Origin of the sequence: uncultured Luteimonas sp. (genome assembly GCF_947492465.1) — a bacterium.
Lineage (GTDB): Bacteria > Pseudomonadota > Gammaproteobacteria > Xanthomonadales > Xanthomonadaceae > Luteimonas.
In genome coordinates, this window is sequence record NZ_CANLNF010000002.1 from 412,105 (window position 1) to 432,121 (window position 20,017).

Below are 20,017 nucleotides of genomic sequence, written 5' to 3' on the forward strand. Positions count from 1 at the left end.
TGCCGCGCGGGGCGACTGCGAACGCCGCCGGTCAACCGCCGTCCGGCGCGATGCCCGGATGCAGTTCGCAGGGCCATGGCGATTGCCGCAGCGCCGCGGCGACCGCAGCGAAGGGCGCGACGCGGAAGCCGTCGCCGGGGCGCAGCCACACCGCGTGGCGCCCGTCGCGGGCATGGGCCAGTACCTGCGCCTGGGCGGCCGCCAGATCCGCCGGCGCCGGTTCGCGTTCGGCGTCCTTGCGCGCCAACGCCAGCACCGCGGCGCCCACGCCGGCGTCCACCAGCAGCACGTCGGCGAGGTTCATCGCGCGCAGCGCGGCCAGGCTGAGCTGGCCGGGGTCGCCCGGCCCGGTGCCGACCAGGCTGATGCGTCCGCCGGCGCCATCCAGGCCGCCGGGCTCGAGCATGCGCAGGAACGCCTCGGCCGCCTCGGCGTCGCGACCGGCGCGCAGCAGCGCCGGGACCGCGCCATCGATCACCGCATCGAACCAGCGGCGGCGCCGGGCCAGGTCCGGCAGGCGTTCGCGGATCGCCGCGCGGTGCGTGGCGAACAGCCGCGCCAGCGCGCCCAGCGCGGGATCCAGTTCGACTTCGAGCCGTTCGCGCAGGCGCCGCGCCAGCATCGGCGCCGCGCCGCCGGAGGAGATCGCCAGCTGCAGCGGCGCGCGGTCGATCACCGCCGGCACCTGGAAGCTCGACAGGCCCGCATCGTCGACCACGTTGACGAACACGCCGCGCGCCTCCGCCAGCGCCGCGAGCCGCGCGTTGACGCCGGCATCGTCGGTCGCCACCACCAGCAGCCGGCAGCGCGCCAGCCAGGCCTCGTCGAAGGCGCCGTCCAGCCGCTCCAGCCGCCCCTCCGCCCCCCATCGGGCCAGTTGCGGATGCAGTTCGCGGGCATGCACGCGCACCCGCGCATCGGCCTGCAGCAGCGCCTCGATCTTGCGCAGCGCCACCTCGCCGCCGCCCACCACCAGCACTTCGCGGCCGGACAGATCGGCGAACATCGGATAGAGCGGCATCGCGGCTCCCTTGGCAATCGACGCTGGTTGCGCTTATGTTGCAAGGCAACATAGCGCCGAACGCCCCTCCCCGCCAGCCGCCGAGCCGCGCATGCCGCGCATCCTGCTGATCAACGACACCGCCAAGCCCATCGGCGACCTGCGCGCGGCGCTGGTCGCGGCCGGGCACGAGGTGTTCGACGGGATCGAGGGTCCGACCGCGCTGCTGCGAGCGGTGGAAACCCACCGGCCGGACGTGGTGATCCTGGACGTCGATTCTCCCTCGCGCGACACCCTCGAACAGCTGGCGATGCTGCACCGGCACGCGCCGCGGCCGGTGGTGATGTTCTCGGCCAACGACGACGAACAGCTGATCCGCGCCGCGGTCGGCGCGGGCGTCGCGGCCTACGTGGTCGACGGCCTGGCGCCCTCGCGCCTGCGCCCGATCATCCAGCTGGCGCTGGCGCGCTTCGAGCAGGAAGCGCAACTGCGCCAGCAGCTCGAAGGCGTGCAGCAGCAGTTGCAGGACCGCAAGACGATCGAGCAGGCCAAGGGGCTTTTGATGGAGAAGCGCGGCATGAGCGAACGCGAGGCCTACGCGGCGCTGCGGCAGCAGGCGATGCGGCAGAACCTGAAGCTGGCCGAGCTGGCGCGGCGGATCGTGTCCATGGCGGACCTGCTCGGATGAGCCGCGATCCCGCCAGGCCCCGCGAGCTGCGCGTGGGCTACATGCCGCTGGTGGACTGCGCACCGCTGCTGGCGGCGGCCAGGCTCGGCCTGGACCGCCGCTACGGACTGCGCCTGGAGCTGCTGCGGCAGGGCTCGTGGGCGGCCGTGCGCGACAAGCTGCTGTCGGGCGAACTCGATGCCGCGCACGCGCTGGCCGGCATGGTCTACGGCATCGAGGCCGGCATCGGCGGCCCGGGCGGACAGATGGCGCTGCTGATGGTGCTCAACCAGAACGGCCAGGCCATCGTCCTGGCGCCCGGCGCCGCGCAGGCCCTGGGCGCTGGCGCGTCGCTGCGCGAGGCGCTGCAGGTGTCGACGGCGCATGCGCCGAGGCTGGCGCAGACCTTCCCCACCGGTACCCACGCGATGTGGCTGTACTACTGGCTCGCCGCGCAGGGCATCGATCCGCTGCACGAGGTGCAGGCGCTCACGCTGTCGCCGGCGGAGATGCCCGCGGCGCTCGCGCGCGGCGAGATCGACGGCTACTGCGCGGGCGAACCCTGGGCCGCGCGGGCCGAATCGCTCGGCGCGGGCGTGCGCGTGATCCGCAGCGACCAGATCTGGCCGGGCCACCCGGAGAAGGTGCTGGCCTGCCGGCGCAGCTTCGCCGCGCTCGAGCCGGACACCGCCACCGCCCTGACTGCGGCCGTGCTCGAGGCCTGCCGCTGGCTCGACGAGGATCCCGACCATCGCCGCCAGGCCGCCACCTGGCTGGCCGAGGGCGCGATCGACCTGCCCGCGGCGCAGCTCGCCGACTGCCTGCGGCCGGCCGGCGACAGCCGCCTGCGTTTCCACGGCGATGGCGCGGTCAACTTCCCCTGGCTGTCGGACGGGCGCTGGTTCCTGCACCAGTTCCGGCGCTGGGGCTGGCTGGGCCCCGATGCCGCCGGCGACGACGCGCTGCTGGCCGAGGTGCACCGCATCGACTCCTACCGGCTGGCGGCGCTGCAGGCCGGCGTGTCGCTGCCGCGCGGCGACTCGCGCACCAGCGTGCTGTTCGACGGCATGCGCTGGGAATGAGGCCGGCCCGGCGCGTGCCGGGCGCTCTGGATGGCGCAACGGGCCGGTGCCGCCCGGATGCGGGAGTTAGTCGCAAGAGACGCTGACGTTCCGCTCGCAGTTCGCCTTACTGCACCAATCGAGCGCAATGAGCGCACCACAATAGTGCAGTCCGGAAAGGACTTCCCGCCACCGCCGGGCCGCCCCGCGGTGCCGCCGGTTCGTCCAACTCGTTGATCCTGAGGTCTTTTGCCACCTGCGCCAACCGTCTTCCAGCGGTTGGCATGCATGTTGCGATGCAATAACCGTCGGGCGCAAAGCCGCTCCCGGCCACCATTCGACCGGCAGCCAACGACGGCAGCCCGGTCGCCGACAACGGCGTCTCTCCGGCCCACACCGGAGGACGCCGTTTTTCGTTCCGCCTTCCCCTTCCGGCCGCGCCCGCGGGCAGCGGCCCTCCTCCAAGGAGCGCGCACGGATGAACCGATCGTTCTGGCAGGCCGGCCACACGCCCACCCTGCTGTCGGCCTTTCTCTACTTCGACCTGAGCTTCATGGTCTGGTACCTGCTGGGACCGATGCAGGTCCAGATCGCCGAAGCCCTGCTGCTGGACACCCAGCAGCGTGCGTTGATGGTGGCGGTGCCGATCCTGTGCGGGGCCGTGCTGCGCCTGTTCCTGGGGCTGCTGGCCGACCGCATCGGTGCCAGGCGCACCGGGCTGCTCGCGCAGGTGCTGGTGATCGCCGCGCTGCTGGTGGCCTGGCGGCTGGGCGTGCACAGCTTCGGCCAGGTCCTGCTGCTGGGGCTGATGCTGGGCGTGGCCGGCGCCTCGTTCGCGGTGGCGCTGCCGCTGGCCTCGCGCTGGTATCCACCCGAGCACCAGGGGACGGCGCTCGGGATCGCGGGTGCCGGCAATTCCGGCACCGTGCTGGCCGCGCTGTTCGCGCCGCTGCTGGCGACGATGTTCGGCTTCCAGACGGTATTCGGCCTGGCCTGCATCCCGCTGGTCGCGGTGCTGGTGGTGTTCGCGCTGTGCGCGAAGGACGCGCCGGTGCCGGTGGCGCGCAAGAGCCTGCGCGACTATGCCGGCGTGCTGGTGGGCAACCGCGATTCGTGGTGGTTCATGGGCTTCTACGCGATCACCTTCGGCGGCTTCGCCGGGTTCGCCAGCGCCCTGCCCGGCTATTTCCACGACGAGTTCGGGCTGGTGCCGAAGATCGCCGGATGGGCAACCGCCGCCTGCGTGCTGGCCGGCTCGGTGATGCGCCCGATCGGCGGGGTGATCGCCGACCGCATCGGCGGCACGCGCACGCTGCAGATGGTCTACGTGGCGGTCACCGCGCTGGTCGCGGCGGCGGCCCTGGGCGTCGGCGGCGCCGGCGCGACGGTGGCGCTGTTCGTGCTCACCCTGCTGTGCCTGGGCGCGGGCAACGGTGCGGTCTTCCAGCTGGTGCCGCAACGCTTCGGCGCGGAAATCGGGCTGATGACCGGCCTGATCGGCATGGCCGGCGGCGTGGGCGGGTTCCTGCTCGCCGCCGGGCTGGGCGTGGTCAAGCAGCAGTCGGGCAGCTATGCGCCGGGCCTGTGGCTGTTCGCGGCGATCGCGCTGGCGGCCTCGCTGGGCCTGGTCGGGGTCAAGCAGCGCTGGCGGATGCACTGGTCGACGGTCGGTACGGCGCGCGTATGAACCTGCAGATCGCCATCGATCCACTCGAAGGGCCGCAGGTCGCCGCCCTGCTGCAGGCGCACCTGGACGAGATGCACCGCATCTCGCCGCCCGAAAGCGTGCATGCGCTCGACCTGTCGCGCCTGCGCGCGGCCGACATCACCTTCTGGAGCGCGTACCAGGGCGACACCCTGCTCGGTTGCGCCGCGCTGCGCGCGCTCGACGCGGCCCACGGCGAGGTCAAGTCGATGCGCACCACGCCGCAGGCGCGCCGTCGCGGCGTGGCCGCCGCATTGCTGGAGCAGGTGATGGCCGAGGCACGCCGCCGCGGCTACCGGCGGCTGAGCCTGGAAACCGGCAGCCAGCCGGAGTTCGCGCCGGCGCGCGCGCTGTACGCGCGCTTCGGCTTCGTCGAATGCGGCCCGTTCGGCGACTACCGCTTGGATCCCTGCAGCACCTTCATGACCCGCGCCCTGGCCGGCGCGCAAGACGAGGCATCGCGATGAAACAGCCACGACTGGTGGTGGTGGGCAACGGCATGGCCGGCATCCGCACGCTCGAGGAGCTGCTGAAGCTGGTGCCCGGGATGTACGACATCACCGTGTTCGGCGCCGAGCCGCATCCCAACTACAACCGCATCCTGCTCTCGCCAGTGCTGGCCGGCGAGCAGGACTTCGACGACATCGTGCTCAATCCGCTGTCCTGGTACGAAGACAACGGCATCCGCCTGCACCTGGGCAAACAGGTCACGCGCATCGACCGGGTGCATCGCCGCGTGATCGCGGCCGACGGCACGCAGGCCGAGTACGACCGCCTGCTGCTGGCCACCGGTTCGCTGCCCTTCATCCTGCCGGTGCCGGGCAAGGACCTGAAGGGCGTCATCGGCTACCGCGATATCCACGACACGCAGGCGATGATCGATGCGGCGAAGGTCAAGCGCCACGCGGTGGTGATCGGCGGCGGCCTGCTGGGGCTGGAGGCGGCCAACGGATTGATGCTGCGCGGGATGGACGTCACCGTCGTGCACCTGGCCGGCTGGCTGCTCGAGCGCCAGCTCGATCCGGTGGCCGGCGCGCTGCTGGAAAAATCCCTGGTCGAGCGCGGGCTGAAGTTCCGGCTCAACACCTCGACCAGCGAACTGCTCGGCAACGCCGCCGGCGAAGTCGTCGGCGTGCGCTTTTCCGACGGCAGCGAAGTACCGGCCGACCTGGTGGTCATGGCGGCCGGCATCCGCCCCAACACGGCGCTCGCACAGGAGGCCGGCATCCACTGCAACCGCGGCATCGTGGTCAACGATTCGCTGCAGACTTTCGACCCGCGCGTCTATGCGGTCGGCGAATGCGCAGCGCACCGCGGCATCGCCTACGGCCTGGTGGCGCCGCTGTTCGAGCAGGCCAAGGTCTGCGCCAACCACCTGGCCAGCTTCGGCATCGGCATCTACAAGGGGTCCGCGGTCTCGACCAAGCTCAAGGTCACCGGCATCGACCTGTTCTCGGCCGGCGAGTTCATGGGCGGCGAGGGCACCGAGGAGATCGTGCTCTCCGACCCGGCCGGCGGGCTGTACAAGAAGCTGGTGATCCGCGACGACCGGCTGGTCGGCGCCTGCCTGTACGGCGATACCGGCGATGGCGCCTGGTACTTCAGGCAGATCAAGGACGGCGCGGCGATCGGAGACCGCCGCGACACGCTCGCTTTCGGCGAGACCGCGATGGGCGATTCCGGCACCGGCGGCCAGGACCGGGTCGCGAACATGAGTGATGCCGACGAGGTCTGCGGCTGCAACGGCGTGTGCAAGGGCACGATAGTGAAGGCGGTGCGCGAGCAGGGCCTGTTCACCGTCGACGAGGTCAAGAAGCACACCAAGGCCGCCAGCTCCTGCGGCTCGTGCACGGGCCTGGTCGAACAGATCCTGATGAACTGCCTGGGCTCGAACTTCCAGGAAACGCCCAAGACCAAGGCGGTATGCGCCTGCACCGACCGCACCCACGGCGAAGTGCGCCAGGCGATCCGCGAGCACCACCTGGTCAGCCACGCCCAGGCCTACGCCTTCATGGAATGGCGCACGCCCAACGGCTGCGCCACCTGCCGGCCGGCGATCAACTACTACATGCTGTCCACCTGGCCGCGCGAGGCGATCGACGACCCGCAGAGCCGCTTCATCAACGAGCGCGCGCACGCCAACATCCAGAAGGACGGCACCTTCTCGGTGATCCCGCAGATGAAGGGCGGGGTGACCAACGCCAGCGAACTGCGCCGCATCGCCGATGTCGCCGACAAGTACGCCGTGCCGATGGTCAAGGTCACCGGCGGCCAGCGCATCGACCTGCTCGGGGTGAAGAAGGAGGACCTGGTCGACGTCTGGCGCGACCTCGGCATGCAGTCGGGCCACGCCTACGGCAAGTCGATCCGTACGGTGAAGACCTGCGTGGGCAGCGAGTTCTGCCGCTTCGGCACCCAGAACAGCACGCAGATGGGCATCGACCTGGAAACGATGCTGGCCAACATGTGGAGCCCGCACAAGGTCAAGCTGGCGGTGTCGGGCTGTCCGCGCAACTGCGCCGAAAGCGGGATCAAGGACGTGGGCATCATCGCGGTGGATTCGGGCTGGGAACTGCACGTCGGCGGCAACGGCGGCATCCGCACCGAGGTCGCGCGCTTCCTGTGCAAGGTGAAGACCGCCGAGGAGGTGAAGGAATACACCGGCGCGTTCCTGCAGCTGTACCGCGAGGAGGCGTACTACCTCGACCGCACCGTGCACTACATCGAGCGCGTCGGCCTGGACTACATCAAGCGCAAGGTGGTGGACGACGCCGACAGCCGCCGCGCCCTGTACGAACGGCTGCTGTTCGCGCTCTTAGGCCTGCCCGACCCCTGGGCCGCGCGCATCGCCGGCGCGCAGCCGCGCGAGTACGCGCCGCTGAAGCTCGCTGCGGTCGAGCCGGCGCGCCCCATCGCCCTTGCACTGGAGGACTGAGATGCGCGATGCCGACACCTGGGTGCGCGTCTGCGCGGTCGACGAGATCCCGCTGCTGGGCGCACGCGTGCTCGAATGCGGCGGCAGCGACAACATCGCGCTGTTCCGCCCCGCCGCCGACCGCGTGTTCGCGCTCACCGATCGTTGCCCGCACAAGGGCGGACCGCTGTCGCAGGGCATCGTGTCCGGCGACAGCGTGACCTGTCCGCTGCACGGCTGGAACATCGCGCTCGACAGCGGCCAGGCCTGCGCGCCGGACGTGGGCTGCGCGCGGCGCCATGCGGTGCAGTTGCGCGATGGCGAGGTCTGGCTGCTGCTTGCGCAGGCCGCCGATCCGGCGACCGAAACCGCCACCGCGGGCGCGATCGCCTGATGGACGGCGCCGGCGTCGCGCAGCCGCAGCAGCGCAGCACGCGCTCGACCTGCTGCTACTGCGGCGTCGGCTGCGGCTTGCTGGTCCACAGTGCGCACGAAGCCGATGGCCAGTCCCGCATCACCGGCGTCGAGGGCGATCCGCACCATCCCGCGAACGCCGGCCGGCTCTGCAGCAAGGGCCGCGCCCTGGCCGACAGCGCACGCAGCCTGCACGGGCGCGTGCTGCAGCCGGAACTGCGCGAACGCCGCGGCGATGCACGCCGCGCGGTCGACTGGGGACTGGCGCTGGACACGGTGGCCGAGCGCCTGGCTGGCATCGTCGAACGCCACGGCCCGGACTCGGTCGCGTTCTACCTCTCCGGCCAGCTGCTCACCGAGGACTACTACGTCTTCAACAAGCTGGCCAAGGGCCTGCTCGGCACCGCCAATATCGACACCAACTCTCGGCTGTGCATGTCCAGCGCGGTGAGCGGCTACAAGCTCGCCTTCGGTGCGGACGGCCCGCCCACCTGCTACGACGATCTGGAACACGCCAAGACGGTCCTGTTCGCCGGCAGCAATGCCGCATACGCGCACCCGGTGCTGTTCCGGCGGCTGGAGGAGGCGAAGGCGCGCGACCCGGGCGTGCGCTGGATCGTGGTGGACCCGCGCCGCACCGACACCGCCGCCATGGCCGACCTGCACCTGCAGATCCAGCCGGGCACCGACGTCGCGCTGTTCAACGGCATGCTCCACCACCTGGTGTGGGAAGGGCTGCTGGACGAGGACTTCATCGCCGCGCACACCACTGGCTTTGCCGGACTCAAGCAGCTGCTGCGCGAGTACACCCCGCGCATGTCGGCCGAGATCTGCGGCATCGCCGCGCAGGACCTGGTCACCGCCGCCGAATGGTTCGGCCGCAGCCCCGCGGCGCTGTCGCTGTATTGCATGGGCCTGAACCAGTCCGCGCACGGCACCGACAAGAACCTGGCCCTGATCCACCTGCACCTGGCGACGCGCCAGCTGGGGCGCCCCGGCGCCGGGCCGTTCTCCCTCACCGGCCAGCCCAATGCGATGGGCGGACGCGAAGTGGGCGGCATGGCGACCATGCTGGCCGCGCACCGCGAGCTCGACAACGACGCGCATCGCGCCGAGGTCGAAGCGCTGTGGAAGCTTGCGCCCGGCGCGTTGCCGGCACGGCCCGGCCTGGCCGCCGTGGAGCTGTTCGACGCGCTGCACAGCGGCAAGGTCAAGGCTGTGTGGATCGCCTGCACCAATCCCGCGCACTCGATGCCCGACATCGGCCGCGTGCGCGAGGCACTGCAGCGCGCCGAGTACGTGATCGTGCAGGAGTGCTTTGCCGGCACCGACACCGTGCCCTATGCCGACGCGCTGCTGCCGGCCGCCACCTGGGGCGAGAAGGAAGGCACGGTCACGAATTCCGAGCGCCGCATCTCGCGCGTGCGCGCCGCGGTGGCGCCCCCGGGGCAGGCGAAGCCCGACTGGTGGATCGCGCGCGAGATCGCGCGCAGGCTCGAGGCCCGCCTGGGCGCGCCGGGCGCCGCGCCGCTGTTCGCCGCCGAGACGCCAGCGGCGATCTTCGACGAGCACCGCAGGCTCACCGTCGGCCGCGACCTCGACATCGGCGGCCTCGACTACGACGTGCTGGAACGCGACGGCCCGCAGCAGTGGCCGTTCCCCGCCGGCAGTCGCTCCGGCCAGCCGCGTCGCTACGGGGACGGCGTGTTCGCCACCACCGACGGGCGCGCGCGCTTCCACCCCACGCCGTATCGCCCCGTTGCCGAGCCGACCTCGGCGCGCTTCCCCCTGCGCCTGCTCACGGGCCGCCTGCGCGACCAGTGGCATGGCATGTCGCGCAGCGGCCGCGTGCCGGAGCTGTTCGCGCACAGCCCCGAACCGGGCCTGCGCATGCACCCTGACGATGCCGCGCGACGCGGACTGCAAGCCGGCGACCTGGTGCGCGTGGCCAGCAAGCGCGGCGAACTGGTCCTGCCGCTGGAGCTGTCCGACGAGGTCGGCTCCGGCACCGTGTTCGCGGCCATGCACTGGGGCGGCCAGCACCTGTCCAGTGGCGGCATCAACGAACTCAGCCTGCCGGCGGTGGACGCGCGTTCGCAGCAGCCCGAACTCAAGCATGCGGCGGTGCGCGTGGAGAAGGCGGCGTTCGACTGGCATCTGCTGGCCGCGCGCCGTGGCGACGCGCTGTCGATGCGCGAGGCGCTGCAGCCGCTGCTGCGCGACTGCGGCTACGCCGGGCTTTCGCTGCACGCGGATGCCGGCACGCAGGCCGGCGACGCTGCCCCGGGGGAGACGGCGTGGGTGGTACTGCGCGCCGCCGCGCCGGCGCCGATGCCGCACGACTGGCTGGCCGCGCTCGATGACGCGCTCGCGCTGGCCGCGGGCGCCGATACGCTCGAATACCACGACGCGCGTCGCGGCCTGCGCAAGCGCGTGGCCTGGCGCGGCGCAGGCGACGCCAGCCGCATCGACGGCCTGCTGTGGAGCGATGTCGCGCCCGGCGGCGACGCGCTGCTGCGCATCGCGCTGTCGGGACAGCCCTGGCAGGGGCCGCGCCTGGGCGCGTTCTCGGCGCGGGCCGGGGCCGCGCGCGATGCGGTGGTGTGCAGCTGCCGCCACGTCACCGAATCGGCGATCCGCGCCGAGATCCGCAACGGCGCCGACCTGCCCGCGCTGCAGCAGGCACTCGGCTGCGGCAGCGTCTGCGGTTCCTGCATTCCCCAGCTGGTGCGCCTGTTGCGCCAGCCCGCCATCGCCTGAGTCCCACGGAGGTTCCGGTGTCCATGTCCGCGCATCCGCAGTCCGCTCGCCGCCCTCCGCAGGACGTGGTCCTGCTGTCCGCCGGCCCCGGCGATCTCGAGCTGCTCACGCTCAAGGCGGTGCGCGCGCTCGCGCAGGCCGAGGTGCTGCTGCTGGACGAACTGGTCGACCCGGCCATCGTCGAACTCGCGCCGCGCGCGCGCGTGGTCCGCGTCGGCAAGCGCGGCGGCTGCCGCTCCACTCCGCAGGATTTCATCTGCCGGCTGATGCGCCGCTGCGCACTGCAGGGCCAGCGGGTGGTGCGGGTGAAAGGCGGCGAGGCACTGCTGTTCGGCCGCGCCGGCGAGGAGATCGCCTTCCTGCGCGCGGCCGGCGTGGCGGTGCGCATCATCAACGGCGTCAGCGCCGCCTTCGCCGCGGCGGCTGCGCTCGGCGCCTCGCTCACCCACCGCGAGCACTGCCACGGCCTGACCCTGGTCACCGCACACACCGCCGACCACGGCGAGCCGGACTGGGCCGCGCTGTGCGCGACCGGCACCACGCTTGCGATCTACATGGGCATGCGCCGCATCGATTCGCTCACCCACGCGCTGCTGCGCCACCTGCCGGCAGACACACCGGCCGCGGTGGTGCAGGCCGCCAGCCAGCCGGGCGAGCAGCGACTGCTCACCACCCTGTCGGCGCTGGCCAGCGATGCCGCGGGCCTGTCGCCTGGCGCGCCCGGCGTGATCCTGGTCGGCAGGGCGCTGGGCGAAGCGCTGCAGACGCCGGTGCCCGCCGCCGCGGCACGCGCGCACGCCACATCGGTCGCCTAGGCGCGGGCGGGTCGACCCGCGTCAGCCGGCCAGGTGCTCCCGACGGATGCGGTCGATGCGCGCCTGCACGTCAACCGCCACGCCGCCGGCCTCGGCCCGGTCCATCACGTTGCCCAGCACGCGCTTCTCGTCGTCGTCGAGGCGATGGTCGGCTAGCGCCTTTGCCAGCAGCGACTCCAGTTCGGTCAGATCGAGTTTGCCGTCGTCGGTGAACACATCCACCGAGGCCAGGGCGAGCTGCAGATGCGAGGGAAGACGGTCGGGCATTCGGGCGTTCCTTGCAGATGCCGGTCGCGGGGACCCGACGATAGCATGCGCTTTCGCGGGCAGCGGGTGCCGCATTCCCGACCCGCTGATCGGGATCAACGCAGCCATCGCACTTCGTCGGCCCCGGCGCGGAGTCCGTGTCCGCGCCGAACGCGTGGACGGCGCCCGTGCCGCAGTCGACGGCGCAGCCAGGACGGGCCATTGGCGGCGGGCGCGGCTACCATGCACGCCTCCCCGCCGGATGCCGCCGCCATGTCCACGCCCCCGCCCTATCTCGACGACGCCCAGATCGAACGCCTGGCCGAGTTGCTGGAACAGCGCGCGGTGCCGTTCAAGGGCTTCAACCTGGAGGCGCTGGACGGCTTCCTGTCGGCGCTGGTGGTCTCGCCTTCGCTGGTGATGCCCAGCGAATGGCAGCCGCTGGTCTGGGGCGGCAAGCCGCCGCGCTGGGACAGCCCGGAGGAGGCGCTGGAGGTGCTGCAGCTGCTGATGGGCCACTGGAACATGTGCGCCGCGCGCGTGCGCCACGGCGAGGACGACCTGCCCGACCATCTCGCGCCGCTGATGTGGCTGCCCGAGGACCCGGAACTGACCGGCGAGGAAGCCCTGCACGAGGACGAACTCGACGTCGGCCACGACTGGGCCCTGGGCTTCTTCGACGGGGTGGCCCTGCGCGAGGCCGAATGGGATCGCTGGCTGGACGAGAACGACTGGATGGAGGAGATCTTCGACCACCTCGACCGGCTCGCCAGCGGCGAGGCCATCAACGGCGACGACCCGACCGCAGCCCCCACGCCCGTCGGTTACCGCGAGCGCCTCGCGGTCGTCCTGTCGCTGCCGGGCATGCTGGCCGACCTCCACCACCACCGCATCGACGCGCTCACCCCGCGCACCCCGATCCGCCGCGAGGACGGGCCCGGCCGCAACGACCCCTGCCCCTGCGGCAGCGGCAGGAAGCACAAGAAGTGCTGCGGGGCGCATTGATCGCGAACGCATCCGCCGCCTGGACCGGGCGGACGCTCACCTCACGCCGGGATCAACCGAAGCGCAACCGGTCGATACTGAACGCTCCGTCGCTTTGGAGCTTCCCGCCCAGTTCGCGCAGGAAGACGAACGCGCGCTCGCCGCGCTTGCGCCCCACCATGAACACGCGCCCATGCTCCGGATGCACGGCGGCGCTCTTGTCGACCTCGCTGTCCTTGCCCCACAGGTGTTCGCCCTTCGGCTCGAGCAGGGCGATGCCACTGCCCGGCCGCCCCTCGATGCAGACCACGAAGTCGGGATAGAAGCCCGCACCATCGTCCCAGCGGTACAGCCCCAGACCGCGTTGTGGCGTGTTGCGGTGCCACCAGCGCACCAGCGGACTCGAGTCGAGTTGCTCGGCGATGGCCAGCTCGTCCCCGTTCATCCCAGGCGGAAACACGCCATAGAGCGCACGGTTCGCCGGCCGCAGGCGCAGGTCGCTGTGCAGCTCGGCCGGCAGCGGCACGTCGATGTCCTGCACATGGTCCCGGCGCATGCTGCGGTAGGCGTCGCGCAACAATGACGGCCGCCGCACCAGTACCAGGTCGAGCTGCTGCATCCGCGCTTCCTCGTCATCGGGGACATCGGCGCCGGACTCCTCCACGGCCGCGACGAATCGCTCCAGCAGCCGGGCATACAGCTCGCGGTCGTTCGCATCCGGCAGCCGCAGGCGGATCTGCTCGGCGCGCTCTGCCACCGCCTCCGGGGACATCGTGGCCCAGATGTCCTGGCCATCCTCGGCGACGCCATCCTGCCCGTCGAACAATCCGCCCTCGATCCGCTGCACCTGGACGCGGCGCCGGGTACGCTCGTTCAGCACCTCGGCGGAGAAGTTGACGTGCGCGGCGATGCCGGCCTCGAAGTCCGCCGGCACGGGCGGCAGCTTCTCGCCACGCAACGATGCGGGCGCATCGGCGCGGCGCGGGTAGCGGTAGCTGCTCTCGCCCGCCAGGGCGAAGGCCGACAGCAGCGAGTCGGCCGCCGTGTCCATCGTCGCCTCGCCGCCGGCCATCTGCAGCAGCGCCTGCGTGGCCCCCGCGAGCGAAGCGAAGGGCGATTGCGACAGCGCACTCGTGGCCTGTGCGTCGGAGTCCAGATCCTGCCGCGTTGCATCGCTTCCCGACGTATCGACGATGCTGATCCGACCGTCGGCCACCAGCAGGCTGAGCGGTTCCCCACTGCGCACCACCTGCAGCCGGGAGGCATCGCCGACCACGGTCACTACCGTCTGGGTGCCCAGCTCCGGCGCCTGCGTGGTCAGGGTATTGATCTGCTCGCCGGCTTGCAGCAGGCCCGCCTGCGATTCGGAATTGGCCAGGAACACGTAGCCATTGTCGAGCAGCGGCGGGAGCGCCGTGCGCGACTGCAGCAGCGAATGGCGGCGCACGATACGGCCGATCACCTGCACCCCGAAGTCCACGTCGCGCGCGCCGCGCAGCGCCGCCAGGGTGAATGCGCGCGGGGCATCGAACCCGAGCGCGACCGCCATCTTGAACACCAGCACTTCCACGGTCGGGTCGTCAGCCAGCGACAGCAGGTCCGGGTCGGGCTCGTCGGCGGTGTGCACACGCACGGCCGCGGCATCGAAGCCCAGCTCCTCGACCAGGTGACGCCGCGCTTCCTCTTGCGCCGCCCGGCCGTCCGGTACCTGCACCAGCATCAGCGGGGTGAGCGCCACGCCCTGGGCGCGCAGTTCGCCCTGGATGCGACGGTGCATGGCCGCGCATTCGCGCAGGGCCAGGTGCTCGAAGTCCACGAGCTGGGCGGTATCGCCATCGCGCGCGATGAAGCGCACTATGCGCACGCCGCGCTTGAGCAGGCCCGCATCCACCGCGTCGGCCCGGCTCACCGAGGCCCAGTCCGCCGGCTCGCCGACGTTGTAGCCGGTGGCGCGCTCGAACGCAGCCATGTCGGCGTCGCGCGGAGTGGCGGTCATCAGCAGCGCATAATCCGGCTGCAGCACATCGGTGAAGAACGCACGCGCCTGCGCGGCGCGCTGGAAGCCGTGATGGGCCTCATCCACCACGCAGCCGATGCGCAAGCCCTGCTCGCGCGCCTGCGCGATCAGCGTATCGATGGCCAGGCCGGCATCGCCGGTCTGGCGCGCACGCCGGCTCTCGGCGCTGCGCGCCGCCAGCGAGGCCCAGGTGACCACGAACACGCCGCCGCCGCGCACGGCGTCGGGCTGGCGGTCGCTGACCAGGTCGAACAGCGACAGCTCGGGCGCCTGCGCCGCGATCACCCGGCGCGACTGCTCCACCAGGCCGGTGAACGGCGCAAACCAGAACCACAGCACCAGTTCCTTTGCCGACACGCGACGCATCGCCTCCACCGCGACCAGCGTCTTGCCGGCGCCGGTGGGGGCCTGCAGCACCAGCGCCGCATCGTTGCGGCGTGCCTCCTGCAGACGGTCCGGGTCGGCCTGCGACAGGCGGGCGTACAGTTCGCGCACATTGTCCAGGCGGGCGACGATGCCGGTGCACACCGTTTCCTGGAAGGGCTTGAGGGTGGCGGCCATGTCAGCGTCCGAACCGTTCGCGCAGGTGCTGCGGGATGGGGCGCCAGTCGTGCGGGGAGTCCACGCCGCGATAGCGCTCGGGCGACCAGCTGTAGACGGTGGCCGCCTGCGCGCCGCGCGCCGCCAGCCACGCCTCCATCCGGGTGCGGCTGGCGGGATAGGCGTCGGCCAGGTAGGCGATGGCGTCGCCATCGCCCTCGTCCACCGCGAAGCCGCCGCCCGGCCAAGGGGTGAGCGGCCGGTTGTGCAGCAGCTGCAGCGCGGTCCAGATCTCGGCGTGGTCGAGCTTCTGGCTCATGCGGTGCTTCGGCACGCGCCGTGCGCGCAGATAGGCGAAGCCGCCGCCTAGGTGTGATCTCTCAGTAGGTTGTTCATCCGGGGCATCTCTGGAAGATGGGGGTTACGAAGCCAACCCAACCCCCAGGAGCCCCGGATGAACCTGCATAAACATGCCCGTCTTACACCTCGCGGTCGAGCCCTGCTTGTCGAGCGGGTGATCGACCATGGCCTCCGGGTCGAGGAAGCCGCCCACGCAGCCGGGGTCAGCGTCAGGACCGCTTACAAGTGGTTGCGCCGCTTCCGTGAAGAAGGCCCGGGCGGCCTCCATGACCGCTCGTCCCGGCCTCTTCAATCGCCGTCGGCCACACCGCCGGAGCTGGTCGAACAGGCGGTCACACTGCGTCGCCAGCGCCAGCCCTATCGGCAGATCGCATTGGCCTTGCCCATCGGGTTGAGCACGATCGCCCGGTTGATGCGGCGTGCCGGACTGCACCGGCTGGCCGAACTTGAACCAGCGCGCCCGGATAACCGCTACGAGTACGCGCAGCCCGGTGACCTGCTGCACCTGGACATCAAGAAGCTGGGCCGGTTCTGGCGCCCCGGCCATCGGGTCACAGGCGATCGCCAAGGCGCTTCCGATGGCGCAGGCTGGGAGTTCGTCCACCTCGCCATCGACGATCACTCCCGGGTCGCCTTCGGCACCATCGAAAACGACGAACGTGGCTCCAGCGCCTGCCGCGCACTGTTGCAGGCACTACGCTACTACCGTTCTCTCGGCGTAGCCTTCCGCCGGGTGATGACCGACAACGGCGCCTGCTACAAAAGCCGGCGGTTCCGCCGGCTCCTGCGGCGGCTGGGCCTACGCCATCTGCGCACGCGGCCCTACACCCCGCGCACCAACGGCAAGGCCGAGCGACTGGTCCAGACCGCTTTGCGCGAATGGGCCTATGCCCGTTCCTACGACAACTCGGAGCAGCGCCGGCACGCTCTTCCTCGTTGGCTGCACCAGTACAACTGGCACCGGCCGCACGCCAGCCTTGGCTACCAACCCCCAATCAGCCGCATCCAGCTTCCACTGAACAACGTCTTGGGTTTACACACCTAGGCCCGCGACCACCTGGCCCCTGGCATTGGTGTAGCCACCCAGCACCCGGCGCACACGCTCTGCGCAGACATCGCGGCAGAGGTTCTTGCCCGGCTCGTCCTCGGTGGCTTCGGTGCTGCTGACGAGGATGAACTTGCGGTTGCCGCCGTCTTCGGCATTGAGCCTCGCAACCGCGTGGGCGGTCGTTCCCGAACCTGCGAAGAAGTCGAGCACGACACCATCCTGCATCCCTGTGGTCCTGAGGATCCGCTCGATCAGCTCTACCGGTTTTGGGGTGCTGAACAATTCCGATGTTTGAAAGATGTCCCTGAGAAGCGCCTTTGCCTGCCTCATGGTAGCGAGATCGTGCCAGATCGTTGGCCAAGGTCGCGTCGGAATCTGTGGCGCGTACTCCCGCGTGTACGGCTCCCACACCACCCTCCCCTGCTTCTCGCGCTGCTTCCAGACCAAAGTTCCATCAGCAATATGCACATCGACCGCGGCGCGTCCTTTTGCCCAGCACGCCTCTTGGCCGTTGTCATGCATAGGGTAGACGTCCACGCCGTCGGGACCAGAGATCGGAAAGTACATGCTGGGGCGGTCCCGCCTCAGACTATTGGCGCCGTTCTTCTTCAGGAGGCGGTCTCGGTACCTACGACCATCTGGTTCGACTTGACCGTATGCAGCGACAATCTCAGGCGCAGGCTTCTGGATGAACTTCGCTTCATCTAGCCGGCGCGCATAGCAGATCACGTATTCATGGTCTGGTGTGATTGCGACCTTGTTATCGTTCGGGCTATCAACTTTTCTCCAGATGAACTGCGCAACAAAGTTGTCCGGACCGAAGACTCGCTCCATCAACATCCCGAGCCGGAGCAACTCGTTGTCATCGATGCTGACGAAGATCACCCCATCGTCCGCCAGCAGGTCTTTCGCCAGCTGCAGGCGCCGGTACATGAACTCCAGCCACAGCGAGTGGCGGAAGCGGTGCGTGCGGTCGACGAAGCGGTCGTTGTAGACGAAATCCCGGTTTCCGGTGTTGTACGGCGGGTCGATGTAGATGCAGCGGATCGCACCCTTGTGGCTCATGCGCAGCGCGCGCAGGGCGTCGAAGTTGTCGCCCTCGATGATCAGGTTGTCCCACGGCGCATCGCCGTGGCTGAGCGCCGGATCGGGCTGCAGCGCCACGTAGTCGGTGTTGACCGCCGCGTCGGCCTCGATCTCGTCGCGCTCCCACACCAGCCCCAGCTGGCGCTCGGCATCGCGCCGCTGCAACAGGCGGATCAGCGTCGCGCGGTCCAGGTCGTCGTACTTTTGTGTCATTCCCGTCCGCTCCCCGTTGTCTCGATGGCCCGATAGGCCTGCTCGGGATCATTCGGTACCTCGGGGCGGGTCATGGCGATCCGCCCGGTCCGCATCAGCGGGCGCAGGTAGTTCTGGCGTACATACCTTGGGTGCCTGCCCAGCAGTTGGGCAAGTTCCTCCGCGGTCCACTTACGGATGCCGCATACCGCGACGATCAGATCCGCCACGTCTGCGGGCGTACTGCGCTGGCCCAGCGCGCCCACCTGCGCCGCCAGCTCACCAGGCAACTCGTTCAGCAACGCCACCCGGCGGGCCCGTGCGGGTGCGGGGAACGGCTCGGCGAACCCGCTTCCGGGCTCGGCAGACAGGCCGTCCAGCTGGGTAGACAAGGGGCCCTGGTTGGTAGACAACACGCCCGGGTTGGTAGACAACGCGCCCGGGTTGTCAGACAAGGCGCCTCCCAGGGCATCCTCCCCCAGCAAGATGCCGGTCGGGCGGTACCAGGTGGCCGATCCACGCCCCTGCTGCTCGAACAGGCCGGCATCGCGCATCCTGCGCAGCGCGGCGCTGGCTGCAAGCGTGTCCACCTTGTTCAGGTCCCGATAGGTGGCGTTGTCCATGGCGCCGGCCTCGCGGGCCACCACCAGCGCCCGGGCCTCGGCCTCGCTCAGGTGCAGGTCGCGGAACCGGGCCAGCCAGCGCAGGTCGTCCTCGCCGAGGAAGTGGTGGAAGAAGAAGCGGGCTACGAACTGGTCCCGCCCGCGGTCGGATTCGAACAGCGGCGGGGTCAAGCCGGCTTCCGCCGCCTTGTCGCGCATGACGCGGATGCCGCTGCCCTTGGTCTCGGCAAACCGGGTTTCGTGGAGCACGGCGGCAATCTTGGGGTTGCGCGGCGCGGACCCGGGTTCGCCCAGATGCTCCGGCGATTTCAGCGAGAACCCGGGATTGCGGATTTCCAGGCGGTTGGCATAGCGGATGATCTGGACAGGGACATGGCTGCGATAGTTGCGATGCATCACCGCGTTGACCAGGGCTTCGCGGATCACGACCTGCGGGATCAATGGCCGGTCCTGCCGCTGCAGCTCCCCTTCCTGCAGGCCGAAGGCCTTGGGTAGATCGTCGAGGATTGCGGCCTGGGCACGGCGGACAAGTCGGAACAGGGGGTCGCGCAGTTCAAGGGTGTCGAAGCGCCGCTCGGGGTCGGGCACCCAGTCCCGGCCGGGAACGCGGATGTAATCGACGCGTGTCATCGGGAAGCAACGCCGCAGCGCGGTCGGCTTGCCGAACAGAAGCAGGCCCGCCACCGTCGGCTGCCAGTCACCCCGCGGGTCGCGTCGCACGCAGCCCAGGGCCTGCAACAGCTCTTCGTCGCTCCAGCGAAGCGCTTCGGCATCCGGATTGGCTTCGGCAAGGGCGGTGCGATACTCGGCGATCGCCTCCGGCGAGAAGTCGTCCATGCTGGCGTCCGGCACTCGCCCGGCATCGAAGCTCTCGACCTGCCGGCCTTGGTACAGAAGCAGAAGGTCGTCCTCGGTGCAGCGCTGGTCGGTGCTTCCGATGCGACGGAACGCGCCGCGTGGCAAGCCTTGCGCCTTGAAGTAGATCGGCTTGTCCTGTGCTGCGGCCTCCGGCACGGATACCACGATGACCGGCTTGCCATCCAGCTGTTCGGTCGCAATCTGGATGCGCACCGGCTGGTTGAACGTGGCTGCACACTGGCTGGCGAGGTCTGCGCTGATCTTGTCGGGATGGTCGAGTCCCTCGACTTCGTAGCTGGGGAACAGCGCGAGTTCTTCTCGTGTGACGCCAAGCAGGATCCACCCCCCGCCCAATCCGGGTTCGTTGGCAAAGGCGCAAATCGTTTCCAGCAGCGACTTGCCGACTTCGTCGGAGCGCTTGGCCTCGATGCGCTCGTGCTCGTCGAGCAGATTCAGGCTCTGCAGCAGATCATACGCGCTCGTCATGCTCGATTACCTGCAAGACGGGCCATGGCGACGGCGTTGTTCGCAGCGTAAGACAGGAGGTGATGATCGGCATTGGACAGCAGCTGCAGGCAGGCCGTGTGCAGGAACAGCTTCCCCTTGCCCATGCGCTGCTCCTGCAGCATGCCGATGTCCACCAGCTCGCGCAGATAGCGCGCGGCGGTTCGCGCTTGGCGATCGAAGTCGTTCCAGAAGCTCTGCGCCTCGGCGCGCTCGGAGGTCT

Annotated in this window: 15 protein-coding genes and 2 pseudogenes; 10 read left to right on the top strand and 7 right to left on the bottom strand. The window is 70.3% G+C overall.

Annotation, left to right across the window (positions count from 1 at the left end):
- Window positions 1-31: 31 nt before the first annotated feature.
- Window positions 32-1,021, bottom strand: a complete 990-nt coding sequence (locus Q0863_RS06870) for a siroheme synthase (protein ID WP_298576721.1) — start codon at window positions 1,019-1,021, stop codon at window positions 32-34.
- Window positions 1,022-1,112: 91 nt separating this feature from the next.
- Between Q0863_RS06870 and Q0863_RS06875 the strand changes: the two genes are divergently transcribed.
- The 8 genes from Q0863_RS06875 to cobA all read left to right on the top strand — a co-directional run bounded on the left by Q0863_RS06875 (window position 1,113) and on the right by cobA (window position 11,336).
- On the top strand, window positions 1,113-1,688 hold the full coding sequence (locus Q0863_RS06875; protein ID WP_298576722.1) for an ANTAR domain-containing protein: 576 nt from the start codon (window positions 1,113-1,115) through the stop codon (window positions 1,686-1,688).
- Window positions 1,685-2,749 (top strand): CmpA/NrtA family ABC transporter substrate-binding protein, encoded by a 1,065-nt coding sequence (locus Q0863_RS06880; protein ID WP_298576724.1) that lies wholly within the window; start codon window positions 1,685-1,687, stop codon window positions 2,747-2,749. The genes Q0863_RS06875 and Q0863_RS06880 overlap by 4 nt, the downstream gene beginning before the upstream one ends.
- 496 nt (window positions 2,750-3,245) lie before the next feature.
- On the top strand, window positions 3,246-4,415 hold the full coding sequence (locus Q0863_RS06885; RefSeq protein WP_298577069.1) for a nitrate/nitrite transporter: 1,170 nt from the start codon (window positions 3,246-3,248) through the stop codon (window positions 4,413-4,415).
- Complete coding sequence (locus tag Q0863_RS06890) at window positions 4,412-4,900, top strand: GNAT family N-acetyltransferase (protein ID WP_298576726.1); 489 nt, start codon at window positions 4,412-4,414, stop codon at window positions 4,898-4,900. Before Q0863_RS06885 ends, Q0863_RS06890 begins: the two co-directional genes overlap by 4 nt.
- Window positions 4,897-7,368, top strand: a complete 2,472-nt coding sequence (gene nirB, locus Q0863_RS06895; RefSeq protein WP_298576727.1) for a nitrite reductase large subunit NirB — start codon at window positions 4,897-4,899, stop codon at window positions 7,366-7,368. Before Q0863_RS06890 ends, nirB begins: the two co-directional genes overlap by 4 nt.
- Window position 7,369: 1 nt before the next feature.
- Window positions 7,370-7,741 carry a nitrite reductase small subunit NirD gene (gene nirD, locus Q0863_RS06900; protein ID WP_298576728.1) on the top strand — a complete coding sequence of 124 codons (372 nt, stop codon included), beginning with the start codon at window positions 7,370-7,372 and terminating at the stop codon, window positions 7,739-7,741.
- Window positions 7,741-10,521, top strand: coding sequence for a nitrate reductase (locus Q0863_RS06905; protein WP_298576730.1), 2,781 nt, complete (start codon window positions 7,741-7,743; stop codon window positions 10,519-10,521). Before nirD ends, Q0863_RS06905 begins: the two co-directional genes overlap by 1 nt.
- A 65-nt stretch (window positions 10,522-10,586) precedes the next feature.
- Complete coding sequence (gene cobA, locus Q0863_RS06910) at window positions 10,587-11,336, top strand: uroporphyrinogen-III C-methyltransferase (protein WP_298577071.1); 750 nt, start codon at window positions 10,587-10,589, stop codon at window positions 11,334-11,336.
- Between the two features lie 21 nt (window positions 11,337-11,357).
- Here the strand turns inward: cobA and Q0863_RS06915 are convergent, their stop codons facing one another.
- On the bottom strand, window positions 11,358-11,603 hold the full coding sequence (locus Q0863_RS06915; RefSeq protein ID WP_298576731.1) for a hypothetical protein: 246 nt from the start codon (window positions 11,601-11,603) through the stop codon (window positions 11,358-11,360).
- Between the two features lie 252 nt (window positions 11,604-11,855).
- Between Q0863_RS06915 and Q0863_RS06920 the strand changes: the two genes are divergently transcribed.
- Complete coding sequence (locus Q0863_RS06920) at window positions 11,856-12,587, top strand: UPF0149 family protein (protein ID WP_298576733.1); 732 nt, start codon at window positions 11,856-11,858, stop codon at window positions 12,585-12,587.
- 52 nt (window positions 12,588-12,639) lie between these two features.
- On the opposite strand, the gene Q0863_RS06925 is transcribed toward Q0863_RS06920, so the two are convergent.
- Both Q0863_RS06925 and Q0863_RS06930 read right to left on the bottom strand, forming a co-directional pair.
- A complete protein-coding gene (locus Q0863_RS06925) occupies window positions 12,640-15,144 on the bottom strand; it encodes a DEAD/DEAH box helicase family protein (RefSeq protein WP_298576734.1) in 2,505 nt (834 codons plus the stop codon).
- A gap of 1 nt (window position 15,145) precedes the next feature.
- Entirely contained in the window at window positions 15,146-15,442 is a 297-nt protein-coding gene (locus tag Q0863_RS06930; RefSeq protein WP_298576736.1) for a hypothetical protein, read from the bottom strand.
- Between the two features lie 135 nt (window positions 15,443-15,577).
- Here Q0863_RS06930 and Q0863_RS06935 point away from each other — a divergent pair, with 135 nt between their 5' ends.
- Window positions 15,578-16,528 (top strand): IS481 family transposase, encoded by a 951-nt coding sequence (locus tag Q0863_RS06935; protein WP_298576738.1) that lies wholly within the window; start codon window positions 15,578-15,580, stop codon window positions 16,526-16,528.
- Here the strand turns inward: Q0863_RS06935 and Q0863_RS06940 are convergent.
- From Q0863_RS06940 to Q0863_RS06950, 3 genes and pseudogenes are all read right to left on the bottom strand, one after another.
- Window positions 16,523-17,830 (bottom strand): annotated as a pseudogene (locus Q0863_RS06940) (site-specific DNA-methyltransferase); the annotation flags it as partial. The gene Q0863_RS06935 and the pseudogene Q0863_RS06940 sit on opposite strands and share 6 nt — an antisense overlap.
- Window positions 17,827-19,776 (bottom strand): ATP-binding protein, encoded by a 1,950-nt coding sequence (locus tag Q0863_RS06945; RefSeq protein WP_298576742.1) that lies wholly within the window; start codon window positions 19,774-19,776, stop codon window positions 17,827-17,829. The gene Q0863_RS06945 and the pseudogene Q0863_RS06940, both read right to left, overlap by 4 nt.
- Window positions 19,773-19,958: pseudogene (locus Q0863_RS06950) on the bottom strand (hypothetical protein); the annotation flags it as partial. The pseudogene Q0863_RS06950 and the gene Q0863_RS06945, both read right to left, overlap by 4 nt.
- Window positions 19,959-20,017: the final 59 nt, after the last annotated feature.